The sequence below is a fragment of the Streptococcus sp. GMD6S genome (genome assembly GCF_000297015.1).
Genome location: NZ_AJRH01000037.1, coordinates 1 through 15,113 on the forward strand (window position 1 = coordinate 1; position 15,113 = coordinate 15,113).

The window sequence follows — 15,113 nt, forward strand, 5'->3', positions numbered from 1 at the left end:
TATATGTTACTGACTTCGTCAGTTCTATCTACAACCTCAAAGCAGTGCTTTGAGCAACCTGCAGCTAGCTTCCTAGTTTGCTCTTTGATTTTCATTGAGTATAAGGAGCACGTTTTCGCTCAACTGATTCTAGGAAAGAATCACAAATATATTTTTAAATTTAAGTTAGAATGAGGTTTTACTCATGGAAAATGTTGTTGTACATATCATCTCTCACAGTCACTGGGATCGTGAGTGGTATCTACCTTTTGAAAGTCACCGGATGCAGTTGGTGGAACTTTTTGACAATCTGTTTGATCTTTTTGAAAATGACCCTGAATTCAAGAGCTTCCACTTGGATGGACAAACCATTGTCCTCGATGACTATTTAGAAATTCGTCCTGAAAACCGTGACAAGGTGCAGCGTTATATTGACGAAGGCAAGCTCAAGATTGGTCCTTTTTACATCTTGCAGGATGATTACTTGATCTCCAGTGAAGCCAATGTCCGTAATACCTTGATTGGTCAGGCTGAATGCGCTAAATGGGGCAAATCTACTCAGATTGGTTACTTCCCAGATACCTTTGGGAATATGGGGCAAGCACCTCAAATCCTTCAAAAATCAGGCATTCACGTAGCAGCCTTTGGTCGTGGTGTCAAACCGATCGGTTTTGACAACCAAGTCCTTGAAGATGAGCAATTTACGTCTCAATTCTCTGAGATGTACTGGCAGGGTGCTGATGGTAGCCGTGTACTCGGTATTCTTTTTGCTAATTGGTACAGTAACGGGAATGAAATTCCAGTGGATAAAGACGAGGCTTTGGCTTTCTGGAAGCAAAAATTAGCAGACGTCCGTGATTATGCATCAACCAACCAATGGTTGATGATGAACGGCTGTGACCACCAGCCTGTTCAGAGAAATCTGAGCGAAGCCATTCGTGTGGCAAACGAACTCTTCCCTGACGTGACCTTTATTCATAGCTCATTTGACGAATATGTCCAAGCACTGGAAAGTGCCCTTCCTGAACAATTATCAACGGTCACAGGTGAGTTAACCAGTCAGGAAACGGATGGTTGGTATACTCTTGCCAATACTTCTTCTTCACGCGTTTACCTCAAACAAGCCTTCCAAGAAAATAGCAACTTGTTAGAGCAGGTCGTGGAACCATTAACCATTATCACTGGTGGACATAACCACAAGGATCAATTGACCTATGCTTGGAAAGTACTTCTGCAAAATGCACCGCACGATAGTATCTGTGGCTGTAGTATTGACGAGGTTCACCGTGAAATGGAAACTCGTTTTGCAAAGGTTAATCAAGTCGGGAATTTTGTTAAGACTAATCTTCTTAACGAATGGAAGGGCAAGTTGGCTACCCAAAATGCACAAAGTGAGCATCTTTTCACTGTTATCAATACAGCTTTGCATGATAAAGTAGATACCGTCAGCACGATTGTCGATGTAGCGGTCTGTCCATTTAAGGAATTGCACCCGACAGAGGGCTTCAAGAAAATGGCAGCCTTAACCTTGCCAGAGTATCATGTTGAAGATTTGGATGGTCATGTCATTGAAGCCAAGATTGAAGACTTGGGAGCAAGTTTTGGCTATACTTTGCCAAAGGATAAATTCCGCCAACCATATATTGCACGCCAAGTGCGCGTGACAATCCCAGTCCACCTTGCTCCGCTTTCTTGGGCAAGCTTCCAATTGGTCGAAGGTCAAGTAGATCACCGTGATGGTATTTACCAAAATGGAGTCATTGATACACCATTCGTGACAGTGAGTGTAGATGAAGGAATCACAGTCTATGACAAGACTACAAACGAAGCCTACGAAGATTTCATCCAATTTGAGGACCGTGGAGATATTGGTAACGAGTACATTTACTTCCAACCAAAAGGAACTGAACCAATTTATGCTCAACTGAAAGGTTATGAAGTCTTAGAAAACAATGCTCGCTATGCTAAGGTTTTGCTCAAACATGACTTGACTATTCCAGTTAGCGCAGATGAAAGATTGGATGCAGAACAAAGAGGGATCATCGAGTTCATGAAACGAGATGCAGGTCGTTCAGAAGAGTTGACAACCATTCCTCTTGAAACAGAAATGACTGTCTTTGTGGACAATCCACAGATTCGCTTCAAGACTCGCTTTACTAATACAGCCAAAGACCACCGCATTCGTCTCTTAGTAAAAACTCATAACACTCGTCCAAGCAATGATTCCGAAAGCATCTATGAAGTTGTGACAAGACCAAATAAACCAGCAGCTTCTTGGGAAAATCCTGAAAATCCACAACACCAACAAGCCTTTGTCAGCTTGTATGATGATGTTAAAGGAGTGACAGTATCCAATAAAGGATTGCACGAATACGAAATTCTTGGAGATGACACCATGGCTGTAACCCTTCTTCGTGCTTCAGGCGAACTCGGTGACTGGGGCTATTTCCCAACACCGGAAGCTCAGTGCTTGCGTGATATCGAAGTTGAATTTGCAGTAGAATGTCACCAAGCAGGGGAACGCTTCTCAGCTTTCCGTCGTGCCAAAGCCTTCCAGGTGCCATTTACAGCTCTTCAAGTTGCAAAACAAGAGGGAAGCGTTGCAGCAACGGGTAGCCTCTTTAACCATCCGGCACTGAACTTGCCACAAGTCTGCCCAACAGCCTTTAAAGTTGCTGAAAATGAAGAAGGATACGTCCTTCGTTACTACAATATGAGTCAAGAAAATGTTCGCGTGTCTGAAAAACAACAAACCATTCTTGATTTGTTGGAACGCCCATATCCAGTTCATTCAGGACTATTGGCACCACAGGAAATTCGTACAGAATTGATCAAAAAAGAAGAAATTTAATTTCAACAAGAAAACATAAACAGAAAGGAGGAGCGAAAAAGTAAGAACCAACTGCTGATTCGCTCCTTTTTGCAGGTGAAAGTAATGACCATTGCAACGATTGATATCGGAGGGACTGGCATTAAGTTTGCTAGTCTAACTCCTGATGGAAAGATTTTAGATAAGACCAGCACCCCAACTCCAGAAACTCTGGAAGATTTGCTAGCTTGGTTGGACCAACGCTTATCGGAACAAGACTACAGCGGAATCGCTATGAGTGTGCCAGGTGCAGTTAATCAAGAAACAGGAGTGATTGAGGGAATTAGCGCCATTCCTTACATCCATGGTTTTTCTTGGTATGAGGCCCTTGCTCATCACAAACTACCTGTTCATTTAGAAAATGATGCCAACTGTGTTGGACTCAGCGAATTACTGGCTCACCCTGAGATTGAAAATGCAGCCTGTGTCGTGATTGGTACAGGAATTGGTGGCGCTATGATTATCAATGGCAAGCTTCACCGTGGTCGTCATGGTTTGGGCGGTGAGTTTGGCTACATGACAACCATCGAGCCCGCAGAAAGACTCAATAACTGGTCGCTACTAGCTTCTACAGGAAACATGGTTCGCTACGTCATTGAAAAATCTGGTCAGTCTGATTGGGACGGACGCAAGGTTTACCAAGAGGCTGCAGCAGGAAATGCCCTCTGCCAAGAAGCCATTGAGCGCATGAATCGTAACCTAGCTCAAGGCCTGCTCAATATCCAGTATCTCATTGACCCAGATGTCATTAGTCTGGGAGGTTCTATCAGTCAAAACCCAGATTTTATCAAAGGCGTTCAAAAAGCAGTAGACGCCTTTGTGGAAAGATATGAAGAATATACTATCGCTCCAGTCATTCAAGCTTGCACCTATCATGCAGATGCCAATCTATACGGTGCCCTTGTCAACTGGTTACAGGAGGAAAACCAATGGTAAGTTTTACAGGACTTAGTCCCAAACAAGCCCAAGCTATCGAAGTCTTAAAAAATCACATTTCTCTACCGGATGTAGAAGTGGCGGTTGCTCAGTCTGACCAAGCCTCTATCTCTATCAAGGGTGAGAGCGGAGAATATCAATTGACTTATCGCAAACCTCACCAACTCTATCGCGCCTTGTCTGTTCTCGCAACAGCTTTAGAAGAAGGTGATAAGGTGGAGATTGAGGAGCAAGCGGCTTATGAAGATTTAGCCTACATGGCTGACTGTTCGCGAAATGCGGTTCTAAATGTTGCATCAGCCAAGCAGATGATTGAAGTTTTGGCTCTCATGGGTTATTCAACCTTTGAGCTCTACATGGAAGATACCTATCAGATTGAAGGGCAACCTTATTTTGGTTATTTCCGCGGGGCTTATTCAGCTGAAGAATTACAGGAAATCGAAGCCTACGCCCAGCAGTTTGATATGACCTTTGTACCATGTATCCAGACCTTGGCTCACTTATCAGCCTTTGTTAAATGGGGTGTTAAAGAAGTCCAGCAACTTCGTGATGTAGAGGACATTCTCCTCATCGGCGAAGAAAAAGTTTACGACCTAATCGACGGCATGTTTGCGACTTTGTCTAAACTACAAACACGCAAGGTTAATATCGGCATGGACGAAGCCCACTTGGTTGGTTTGGGTCGCTATCTCATCTTAAACGGTGTTGTGGACCGTAGTCTCCTCATGTGTCAACATTTGGAGCGCGTGCTGGATATTGCAGACAAGTATGGTTTCCACTGCCAGATGTGGAGCGATATGTTCTTCAAACTCATGTCAGCAGATGGCCAGTACGACCGTGATGTCGAAATTCCAGAGGAAACACGAGTTTTTCTTGACCGCCTTAAAGACCGTGTGACCTTGGTTTACTGGGATTATTATCAGGATAGCGAAGAAAAATACAACCGTAACTTCGGTAATCACCACAAGATTAGCCAGGATGTTGCCTTTGCAGGTGGTGCTTGGAAGTGGATTGGTTTCACACCACACAACCATTTCAGTCGTCTCATCGCTGTCGAAGCTAACAAAGCCTGCCGTGCTAATCAGATCAAGGAAGTCATTGTGACTGGTTGGGGAGATAATGGTGGTGAAACAGCTCAGTTCTCTATTCTGCCAAGTCTACAAATCTGGGCAGAACTCAGCTACCGAAATGATTTAGACCGTTTGTCAGCTCATTTCAAGACCAATACAGGGCTATCCGTTGAGGACTTTATGCAGCTTGATTTGGCCAACCTCTTGCCAGATCTACCAGACAATCTCAGTGGGATTAATCCCAACCGCTATGTCTTTTATCAGGATGTTCTCTGTCCAATCCTTGATAAGCACATGACTCCTGAACAGGACAAATCGCACTTCGCTCAGGCTGCTGAGACACTTGCTGCTATCAAAGAAAAAGCTGGGGACTATGCCTACCTCTTTGAAACTCAGGCCCAGTTGAACCAGATTTTAAGTAGCAAAGTGGATGTGGGACGACGCATTCGTCAGGCCTACCAAGTAAACGATAAAGAAAGTCTGAGAGAAATCGCAAGCCAAGAATTACCAAAACTTAGAAGCGAGATTGAAAACTTCCATGCCCTCTTTAGCCACCAATGGTTGAAAGAAAACAAGGTCTTTGGTTTGGATACGGTTGATATCCGTATGGGCGGACTCTTGCAACGCATCAAGCGAGCAGAAAGCCGTATCGAAGCCTATCTGTCTGATCAGATTGACCGCATCGACGAGCTAGAAGTTGAAATCCTACCATTTACTGACTTCTACGCAGACAAGGACTTCGCAGCCACAACAGCCAACCAATGGCATACTATTGCGACAGCTTCAACGATTTATACGACTTAATACTCTTCGAAAATCTCTTAAAACCACGTCAGCTTCGCCTTGCCGTATAGATGTTACTGACTTCGTCAGTTTTATCTGCAACCTCAAAGCAGTGCTTTGAGCAGCTTGCGGCTAGCTTCCTAGTTTGCTCTTTGATTTTCATTGAGTATAAAAACAAGAACAGTGTCCTTTGTTCAGAGTGTTTCTCGTGAAACCTATTTCTTATAAAAAACTTCTCCACAAAAAATAATTTGTGGAGTTTTTTCTATAATTAGTAGTTTAACCTGACCTTCAAATAGGAGTATACTAATAATGTAATCGTTATCAAACCTAAAAATTCGATGAAATCAGTTTTTAGGAATAAAAAGGGAGGAAATTATGAAAAAGTTTTCAAAGACCTTGAGAGATAACTGGATCTTTCTCTTGATGGTTTTACCAGGGGCACTCTGGTTGATTCTATTCTTTTACATTCCAGTATTTGGGAATGTGGTCGCCTTTAAAGACTACCATATGACCAGTAATGGTTTCATAGATAGTATTGTGAATAGTAAATGGGTCGGGTTAGATAATTTCAGATTCTTGTTCAGTTCAAAAGATGCCTTTATCATCACTCGTAATACCGTTCTCTACAATCTTGGCTTTATCTTTATCGGTTTGATTGTATCAGTAGGGATTGCCATCATCCTCAGCGAGCTTCGCTCTAAAAGAATGGTTAAGATTTTCCAAACGTCTATGTTGTTCCCTTACTTCCTGTCATGGGTTATCATTAGTTTCTTTACAGATGCTTTCCTAAACATTGACAAAGGGGTCTTCAACCATTTCCTAACATCCATTGGCATGAAGGAAGTCAACTTCTACGCTGACTTAGGCATTTGGCCATACCTTCTCCTTTTCCTAGGTATTTGGAAAGGATTTGGATATAGCAGTGTCATGTACTATGCGACAATCATGGGAATTGACCCAACCTACTACGAAGCAGCAACAGTGGATGGGGCGAGCAAGTGGCAACGTATTCGCAACGTAACCATTCCTCAGTTGACACCACTTGTAACAGTTTTGACTATCCTTGCAGTCGGAAATATCTTCCGTGCAGACTTTGGTCTCTTCTATCAAATCCCACACAATGCTGGTCAGCTCTACAATGTAACCAACGTTTTGGACGTGTATGTCTTTAATGGTTTGACTCAGACAGCAGATATCGGTATGGCTTCAGCAGCCGGTCTTTACCAATCCGTAGTCGGTTTGATTCTGGTTATCCTATCAAACTTGCTTGCAAGACGAGTTGATCCAAACTCAGCTTTGTTCTAGAAAGGAGGAGAATATGGCAGAAAAGAAAATTAAAAAAGAAAAAATCGATAATGTCGGCATTCACTCCTTCAGTAAGAAAGCAGATATCTTCTTTAGTATTATCTCTGGTTTGATCGCTCTTTCTTGTATCTTGCCCTTTATCTTCGTTATCATCATTTCGGTGACAGATGAAAAGAGCATCCTCCAGTATGGATATAGCTTTTTCCCTTCGAAATTTGGTGTAGATGGATTCCAGTTCCTAGCTCAGTTTAAAGATAAGATCCTCCAAGCGCTCTTTATCTCAGTTTTTGTAACCGTAGTCGGAACAGTGACCAACGTCTTCATTACAACCACTTATGCCTACGCCATCTCACGTACAACCTTTAAGTATCGCAGATTCTTTACGATCTTCGCTCTTCTTAGTATGTTGTTCAATGCTGGTTTGGTACCAGGCTATATCGTGGTCACTCGCCTGCTTCAACTGGGTGATACCGTTTGGGCCTTGATTGTTCCAATGCTCCTCTCACCATTCAACATCATCTTGATGCGTTCCTTCTTCAAGAAGACCATTCCAGAAGCCATTCTAGAATCTGCTCGTATCGATGGTGCCAGTGAAGCCCGGATCTTCTTCCAAATCTGTTTGCCATTGTCACTACCAGGTATCGCAACCATCACGCTTTTGACAGCTCTTGGTTTCTGGAACGACTGGTTCAACGCCCTTCTTTACATCAAGAGTGATAACTTGTATCCATTGCAATATTTGCTCATGCAAATCCAACAAAATATGGACTACATCGCAAAAGCAGTCGGCCTATCTGGTCAACTGGGAGTCGCTCTACCGAAAGAAACAGGTCGTATGGCCATGGTTGTTGTTGCAACCCTTCCAATCGCGATTCTGTATCCATTCTTCCAACGCTACTTTGTTAAAGGTTTGACAATCGGTGGTGTGAAAGAATAGCACTTACTGAGAAACACCGTTTCTCCCTTCCCAACTTCATCTTAGTGACTGAAGTTACAAATTATTAAATCGTTTATAAGTTTAAAAATAAAAAAAGGAGTTTTTATCATGAAAAACTGGAAAAAATATGCTTTTGCATCTGCTAGCGTAGTCGCTTTGGCTGCAAGTCTTGCTGCTTGTGGAAACCTTACAGGTAACAACAAAAAAGCTGCAGATACTACTTCAGGTGAAAAACCTGTAATCAAAATGTACCAAATCGGTGACAAACCAGATAACTTGGATGAATTGCTAGAAAATGCAAACAAAATCATCGAAGAAAAAGTCGGTGCTAAATTGGATATCCAATACCTTGGATGGGGTGACTATGATAAGAAAATGTCTGTTATCACATCATCTGGTGAAAACTATGATATCGCATTTGCATCTAACTATGTCGTAAATGCTCAAAAAGGTGCTTATGCTGACTTGACTGAATTGTATAAAAAAGAAGGAGCAGAGCTTTACAAAGCACTTGACCCAGCTTACATCAAAGGGAACACTGTAAACGGTAAGATCTATGCAGTACCAGTTGCAGCTAACGTTGCATCATCTCAAAACTTTGCCTTCAACGGAACTCTTCTTGCTAAATACGGTATCGATATTTCAGGTGTCACTTCATACGAAACACTTGAGCCAGTCTTGAAACAAATCAAAGAAAAAGCTCCAGATGTAGTACCATTTGCGGTTACGAAGAACTTTATTCCATCTGATAACTTTGACTACCCAGTACCAAACGGACTTCCATTTGTTATTGACCTTGAAGGAGACACTACTAAGATCGTAAACCGTTACGAAGTGCCTCGTTTCAAAGAACATTTGAAGACTCTTCACAAATTCTATGAAGCTGGATACATTCCAAAAGACGTAGCAACAAGCGACACTTCATTTGACCTTCAACAAGATACTTGGTTCGTTCGTGAAGAAACAGTAGGACCAGCTGACTACGGTAACAGCTTGCTCTCACGTGTTGCTAACAAAGACATCCAAATCAAACCAATCACTAACTTTATCAAGAAAAACCAAACAACACAAGTTGCCAACTTTGTTATCTCAAACAACTCTAAGAACAAAGAAAAATCAATGGAAGTGTTGAACCTCTTGAACACGAACCCTGAACTCTTGAACGGTCTTGTTTACGGTCCAGAAGGCAAGAACTGGGAAAAAATTGAAGGTAAAGAAAACCGTGTACGCGTCCTTGATGGCTACAAAGGAAATACTCACATGGGTGGATGGAACACTGGTAACAACTGGATTCTTTACATCAACGAAAACGTTACAGACCAACAAATCGAAGATTCTAAGAAACAATTGGCAGAAGCTAAAGAATCTCCAGCACTTGGATTCATCTTTAACACTGACAATGTGAAATCTGAAATCTCAGCAATTTCTAACACAATGCAACAATTCGATACAGCTATCAACACTGGTACTGTAGACCCAGATAAAGCTATTCCAGAATTGATGGAAAAATTGAAATCTGAAGGTGCCTACGAAAAAGTATTGAACGAAATGCAAAAACAATACGACGAATTCTTGAAAAACAAAAAATCATAAAATCGATTGATTTCGTGTATTCATTCCTAATTCCTAAAAATGTGATCACTGCCTTCCTTAGTTCTCTAGGGGAGGTAGTGATTTTTAGGATGTAAATAAAAAATTGAGAGAATTATCTGCGATTCGGTATGGTTACTGATGAAGTGCAGGGGCAGGACTCTCTATATAATTTCCAGTCAAATAAATTGCATTCGTTTTCCCAAGTGGGTATACTAGTATAGTTGAATGAAAAATTCTGAAAATTTAAGAATAGAAAAGAGAACAAATCTTATGGCAAAAGATATTCGTGTCTTACTTTACTACCTTTATACTCCGATTGAAAACGCAGAACAATTTGCTGCAGATCACTTGGCTTTCTGTAAATCAATCGGCCTTAAAGGTCGTATCCTAGTCGCTGACGAGGGAATCAACGGAACCGTTTCAGGTGATTACGAAACAACTCAAAAATACATGGACTACGTTCACAGCCTCCCAGGAATGGAAGACCTCTGGTTCAAGATTGACGAAGAAAATGAACAAGCCTTCAAGAAGATGTTTGTTCGCTACAAGAAAGAAATTGTTCACCTTGGTTTGGAAGACAACGACTTTGACAACGACATCAACCCACTTGAGACAACAGGTGCATACTTGTCTCCAAAAGAGTTTAAAGAAGCCCTTCTTGACGAAGATACAGTTGTCCTTGACACACGTAACGATTATGAGTACGACCTAGGACACTTCCGTGGGGCTATCCGTCCAGACATCCGCAACTTCCGTGAGTTGCCACAATGGGTTCGTGATAATAAAGAAAAATTCATGGACAAGCGTGTCGTAGTTTACTGTACAGGTGGGGTTCGCTGTGAGAAATTCTCAGGCTGGATGGTGCGTGAAGGCTACAAAGATGTTGGCCAATTGCACGGAGGAATCGCAACTTATGGTAAAGACCCAGAAGTTCAAGGTGAGCTTTGGGATGGGAAAATGTATGTCTTTGACGAGCGTATCGCAGTTGATGTCAACCATGTTAACCCAACCATCGTAGGGAAAGACTGGTTTGATGGAACACCATGTGAACGCTATGTCAATTGTGGCAATCCCTTCTGTAACCGTCGTATCCTGACATCAGAAGAAAATGAAGATAAGTACCTTCGTGGATGCTCACACGAGTGCCGTGTTCACCCACGCAACCGCTATGTTGCTGAAAATGAATTGACACAAGCAGAAGTGGTGGAGCGCTTAGCTGCTATCGGTGAAAGCTTGGATCAAGTCGCTACAGTATAAAGCAAACAGCCTTTAGGGGCTGTTTTTCTATGCTTTTTATCTAAAAATCTAAAATTTGTTTCTGTATCTTTCAGGAAAATAGGGTATACTATGTGTAAACGATTTCAAAGGAGGCAAGTTATGGCGAAAACATTTTTTATCCCAAATAAAGAAAGCATTCTAGGACAACAGGAGGTCTTGACTGCCAAGTCCATCTTGGCCTTGGTGGAGGGTTTGGAGTCACACAGTTATGATGCGGTCTATCTCCGTCAGCCCCTCAATCGTCTCGAGTATATCGAGTGTGGGATTGTAGGCCAGTCGCAATTTCTCTTCAAAGTGAACTATGCGGATAGCCGAAAAGGCTATCAAGTGGAGATTCCAGACTTCCTTACCAGAGCGGACTGGGAGATTGTAGAAGCTCTCCTCCAAGCCCTATCAAGCAAGTTGGGGCAAGTGGTAGAAGGGCTAGAAGGGTTTGAGTTTGAAGCTTATTTCCGACAAATAGTTCAGAATTATCTAGCTGACAAAGCGGCTCGTCTAGTATACTGCCAAGGGATCTTGTCCCCTATCTATCTCAATAAGGAATACCTCGAGAGTTTTTTGGCTGAGGATGGATTGGCACATTTTGAAGAGTTGGTCAAGAAGGTTCAAGGCTCTGATGCCTACCTTGCCAGTATGAAATTCTACCCAGATGCCCAAGGCAAGGTACACGGTATCTACCACCTAGCCCAGGGAGTCAAGACGATTTTACCTAAGGAACCCTTTGTACCAGCACCCTATACCGAGCAGCTAGCAGGCAAGGAGCTTGTTTGGGAGATTGACCTAGTGACGATTTCTGGTGATGGGTCCAAAGCCAAAGACTACGAATCCATCGCTCGCTTGGACTATGCAAGATTCCTAGAGTCACTACCAACAGAATTTTACCACCAACTAGATGCCAATCAATTAGAAGTACAACCCATCCTAGGACAAGATTTTGAAGGATTGGCAAGCATCGAGTAAGCCTTGTTTAAAAAAGAGTAAGCATAAAAATCCCTGTCATTAACAAATGGCAGGGATTTTGGTTAAAAGAAGGTCAGGATGCGAAGGTAGTCAACTGTCAGCGCGAGCTCTGCAATGAAGAAGGGTAAGAGAATAGCGCCATCAAGTAAGACAGCTAACAAGAAACGATAAAATGGGTCAAGGCTACTGGTCTTACTTGGCTTGCTAATCACAAAGAGATTTCCAAGGGCAAAGATGACCATGCTTAGAAGAGTGAGGATGCCAGCAAATCGTAAGCCACCAAAGAGTGCAAAGAAACTTGCTAGAGCTGTTAGGACAAGTGGGATAGCAAAGAGTCGGCTGTAACGATCGCAAGCTTCTTGGAATGTGAAGTCGCTCTCCTGGTCCAGTACCCGTCGAACAGTAAAGCCTCCCAAAATGATAGAAAAGTAAAATAGAGCGCTAGCGACTAAGATGGAGAGTCCAGCAAAGAGATCTAAAGGTGGGAGCTGGTTAGGTAAACTATTGGCAATAGAGGCCATATAGCCGTAGTAGAGGTGCTTGATATGATAGATACTAAAGAAAAGGTTAATCATGGATAGCAAAGTGAGCAGGCCAAAGACACTGTAACGATGCTTTTGGTCCGTAGTCTTGCTGGCAGTTGGTTCTTGGATAGCATCCAGCAGCCAAGTCCAAAACAGTGCGATTTCTTCTTTGAATCTGGCTGTTTTACGAGGGTCAATATCTGGGATATAGGGGCTTTCTAAAGCCTTGCTGAGGATACTTTTCTCTTTTGCAGGGGTTTCTGGCTTGTGTTCCTCTTCAGCTTTCCCTTCTCCCTCTTCCTCGGTTTGGGTTTCCTCAGTCATTTCGGGAGCTTCCTCCTCATGTATTTCTAACTCTTTAGGTGAGACAGAAGTTTCTTCGCTTACTTGTGGTTCAGTCTCCACAGTTTCCGAAGTCTCTGGTTGGTCGGGCTGGATTTCCGATTTCGTCTGAGCTGATTTCTTCTCAATATCGGCGCTTTCAAACCATTCTTGTGTCATGGTGGAACCTCCTTTTTTATGGTTGTTTTCTATCTTTAGCCTAGCAGATGAAAGCGTTTTTGTCAATGGTTTCTAGATGGAGCAGAGTGCTCCTCTTTAGGTAGGTAGATATCCTGGTTGGCTTTTGCAATGAGTAAATCCTTGATATCTGCTTTTTCGGTTTTATAAGGGTTGGCAAGTACATTCTCTTTTTGTCCACGATGTTCTTCTTTGGGTTGACGATAGATACCACCATGCTGAGAAGAAATTTCTAGATTGATACGGTCGGTCTCTTTCTGGGAGAGAATGAGTTGTAGAGTTGAATAAGCCTCTAGCTCGACTTTGCCGTGAACTTGGATATTTTCAGCATAGATGTGTGCTCCCTCCGTCTTGACCTGACTATCTGTCAATTCGGCATCAAAGATATTGATGATATGAGGTGCCGTTAGTGTGCTGTTCTTGATAGAACTTTCTGTTAGTCTTAAGAGATAGCCTTTTGTTTTGATGGTTGCATTTTCAAGGTTGGCTTGACGAATATTAGTTTGTCCACGATTGGCTGAGACGGTGATAGCTTGCAGCTTTCTTCCTTTGGGTAGGGAGAGAACGACTTCGTCAAAACGATTAGAATAGTTGCTGGCGATACGAAGTAGGCTTTCGATTCCTGAACCTAGAAAGCGATGTTGGGAGGCTTGTTTGTCAGTGACGGTCAGTGTTTTGTCACTCATGCCAGTAGTCAGATCGTGACGACCAGACACCGAAGGATGATAGGTGATATGGATCTTGTCATCTACAGACTCTGTGATGGTTAGGCTGTGCTCTTCAAGGGTCAAATCAAGTTTTTCCACTTCGCTTCCAAAGGTCACTTCTTCGATACGATTATCATAGACGGGGTCTTTTGACATGGCAAGCAAACTTTGAATACCATTGGACTGCGCACCTACAATTATCATGATAAAACCAAGGATTGTAGAAACCACTCCAAAGATGAGAAATCCTTTTGTCAATTTACGCATGTCTATCACCTCTCTTTCCTTTTTTAAGAATCCATTGTGCCAAGCGGACGATTAGGAGGCCAAAGAAACGAGCTACATAGGAGATGCCTAGTAGAACAAGAGAAGAAGCACCAATGGAAAGCAAACCAGCCCCAAAAATCAAGATAAAGGCAGATTTGGCTTCGACTAGGACGCTAAAGCTCTCTACGATAAAAAGTCCACCTAGCAGGATACCCGTCACAGAGACGGTAAAGAAGGCTAGAATGACGGAGGCAGCCGCGATAATAATACCGATGATGGCCATGAGGATGCCAATCCCGACCGGAATTCCGATAGGAGCTACTAGCAGGGCCAGGAGGGCAATATGTAGCAGTTGGCGGTCATTCTTTTGAGCAGGGGCTTCATTGACTTTTTTATCGAGAAGATCAGAGAGGACATCATGGGCAGCTTCTTTTGGAGTGCCTAGACTGGCAATGAGTTCCTCTTCGCCCTCTGGGCCTGCATCGTCAAATAGTTCCTTAAAGTAGTCCATAGCTTCAATGCGGTCAGCTTCGGGCAGTTTATGGAGATAGGTTTCTAACTGAGTCAGATAGTCAGTTCTTGTCATGGCGGATACTCCCTTCTATGATGCCGTTGACGGTGTCGGTATAGAGCGTCCACTCTTCCTTTAGAGTAACGAGCTGCTCTACGCCCCGATTGGTCAAGGAATAGTATTTGCGCATACGCCCCTGAAACTCTCTAGAGTAGGTGGTCAGAAAGCCACTGGCTTCCAATTTTTTGAGAATGGGATAGAGCGTAGATTCTTTGATATTGGCGATGAGCTTAATGGTTTGACTAATCTCATAACCATAAGAATCCCCCTGCTCCAGTACAGCCAAGATGAGAAACTCGATCAAGGCAGAGGATGTTGGGAAGTACATGGGAAACCTCCTTAATATTATATAAAAATTTTATATATACTCTTTTCAAATATATTGTATCTCAAGTTGAAAGCCCTGTCAAGAAATATGTGTAAAAATTTTACATATAAAAAAACTCCTAGTAAAAACTAGAAGTTTAAGGGATTTTATCAGCCTTTATCTAAATTTTATCGTAGATTTCTTATACTTAATTTCCTTATCTAAAAGTTTTAATAAAGGAGTCACGTACTCAGGATTCGGAAACTTAGGACCGAAAATGATCTCACCGATTTGAATGGAATTTTTTCGTTCTACATAAAGTTTACCTACTCCAGAAGTTTTATCAATTTTGATTTCCTTATTGCTAGGATCTAGGTTGGAATAGCGTAAGATACGAAGTTCGTTTTCATATTTGTAATCGACAGATTTAAATAAGTAGCGAATCTCTTCTATACACTCAGCAATAGCATCTTGATAGTTCTTCTCCGTAACTTTTGAACCACTA

At 42.4% G+C, this 15,113-nt stretch carries 12 protein-coding genes and 1 pseudogene; 8 read left to right on the forward strand and 5 right to left on the reverse strand.

The window, feature by feature from the left end:
* Positions 1-184 precede the first annotated feature (184 nt).
* The 8 genes from GMD6S_RS06500 (at position 185) to GMD6S_RS06540 (ending at position 11,713) form a co-directional block, all read left to right on the forward strand.
* Positions 185-2,830 (forward strand): alpha-mannosidase, encoded by a 2,646-nt coding sequence (locus GMD6S_RS06500; protein ID WP_000432728.1) that lies wholly within the window; start codon positions 185-187, stop codon positions 2,828-2,830.
* Between the two features lie 84 nt (positions 2,831-2,914).
* Entirely contained in the window at positions 2,915-3,784 is an 870-nt protein-coding gene (locus tag GMD6S_RS06505) for an ROK family protein (protein WP_000150735.1), read from the forward strand.
* Positions 3,778-5,658: a beta-N-acetylhexosaminidase gene (locus GMD6S_RS06510; RefSeq protein WP_000253406.1), complete on the forward strand. Its 1,881-nt coding sequence runs from the start codon at positions 3,778-3,780 to the stop codon at positions 5,656-5,658. Before GMD6S_RS06505 ends, GMD6S_RS06510 begins: the two co-directional genes overlap by 7 nt.
* Before the next feature lie 357 nt (positions 5,659-6,015).
* The gene (locus tag GMD6S_RS06520; RefSeq protein WP_000714584.1) at positions 6,016-6,945 is read left to right on the forward strand and encodes an ABC transporter permease; all 930 of its coding nucleotides are present in this window, start codon (positions 6,016-6,018) and stop codon (positions 6,943-6,945) included.
* Positions 6,946-6,958: 13 nt separating this feature from the next.
* Complete coding sequence (locus GMD6S_RS06525) at positions 6,959-7,882, forward strand: carbohydrate ABC transporter permease (protein ID WP_000818344.1); 924 nt, start codon at positions 6,959-6,961, stop codon at positions 7,880-7,882.
* A gap of 108 nt (positions 7,883-7,990) precedes the next feature.
* Positions 7,991-9,475 carry an ABC transporter substrate-binding protein gene (locus GMD6S_RS06530; RefSeq protein ID WP_000800429.1) on the forward strand — a complete coding sequence of 495 codons (1,485 nt, stop codon included), beginning with the start codon at positions 7,991-7,993 and terminating at the stop codon, positions 9,473-9,475.
* A 270-nt stretch (positions 9,476-9,745) separates the two neighbouring features.
* A complete protein-coding gene (trhO, locus tag GMD6S_RS06535) occupies positions 9,746-10,732 on the forward strand; it encodes an oxygen-dependent tRNA uridine(34) hydroxylase TrhO (RefSeq protein ID WP_001030010.1) in 987 nt (328 codons plus the stop codon).
* Between the two features lie 120 nt (positions 10,733-10,852).
* The gene (locus tag GMD6S_RS06540) at positions 10,853-11,713 is read left to right on the forward strand and encodes a DUF4299 family protein (RefSeq protein WP_001140324.1); all 861 of its coding nucleotides are present in this window, start codon (positions 10,853-10,855) and stop codon (positions 11,711-11,713) included.
* A 62-nt stretch (positions 11,714-11,775) separates the two neighbouring features.
* Here the strand turns inward: GMD6S_RS06540 and GMD6S_RS06545 are convergent, their stop codons facing one another.
* The 5 genes and pseudogenes from GMD6S_RS06545 to GMD6S_RS12720 all read right to left on the reverse strand — a co-directional run.
* Complete coding sequence (locus tag GMD6S_RS06545) at positions 11,776-12,738, reverse strand: DUF6574 domain-containing protein (RefSeq protein WP_000191315.1); 963 nt, start codon at positions 12,736-12,738, stop codon at positions 11,776-11,778.
* Positions 12,739-12,800: 62 nt separating this feature from the next.
* Complete coding sequence (locus GMD6S_RS06550) at positions 12,801-13,730, reverse strand: DUF4097 family beta strand repeat-containing protein (protein ID WP_001229046.1); 930 nt, start codon at positions 13,728-13,730, stop codon at positions 12,801-12,803.
* A complete protein-coding gene (locus GMD6S_RS06555) occupies positions 13,723-14,316 on the reverse strand; it encodes a DUF1700 domain-containing protein (protein ID WP_000198647.1) in 594 nt (197 codons plus the stop codon). The genes GMD6S_RS06550 and GMD6S_RS06555 overlap by 8 nt, the downstream gene beginning before the upstream one ends.
* On the reverse strand, positions 14,303-14,629 hold the full coding sequence (locus GMD6S_RS06560) for a PadR family transcriptional regulator (RefSeq protein WP_000273860.1): 327 nt from the start codon (positions 14,627-14,629) through the stop codon (positions 14,303-14,305). The genes GMD6S_RS06555 and GMD6S_RS06560 overlap by 14 nt, the downstream gene beginning before the upstream one ends.
* 156 nt (positions 14,630-14,785) lie before the next feature.
* Positions 14,786-15,113 (reverse strand): annotated as a pseudogene (locus tag GMD6S_RS12720) (hypothetical protein); the annotation flags it as partial.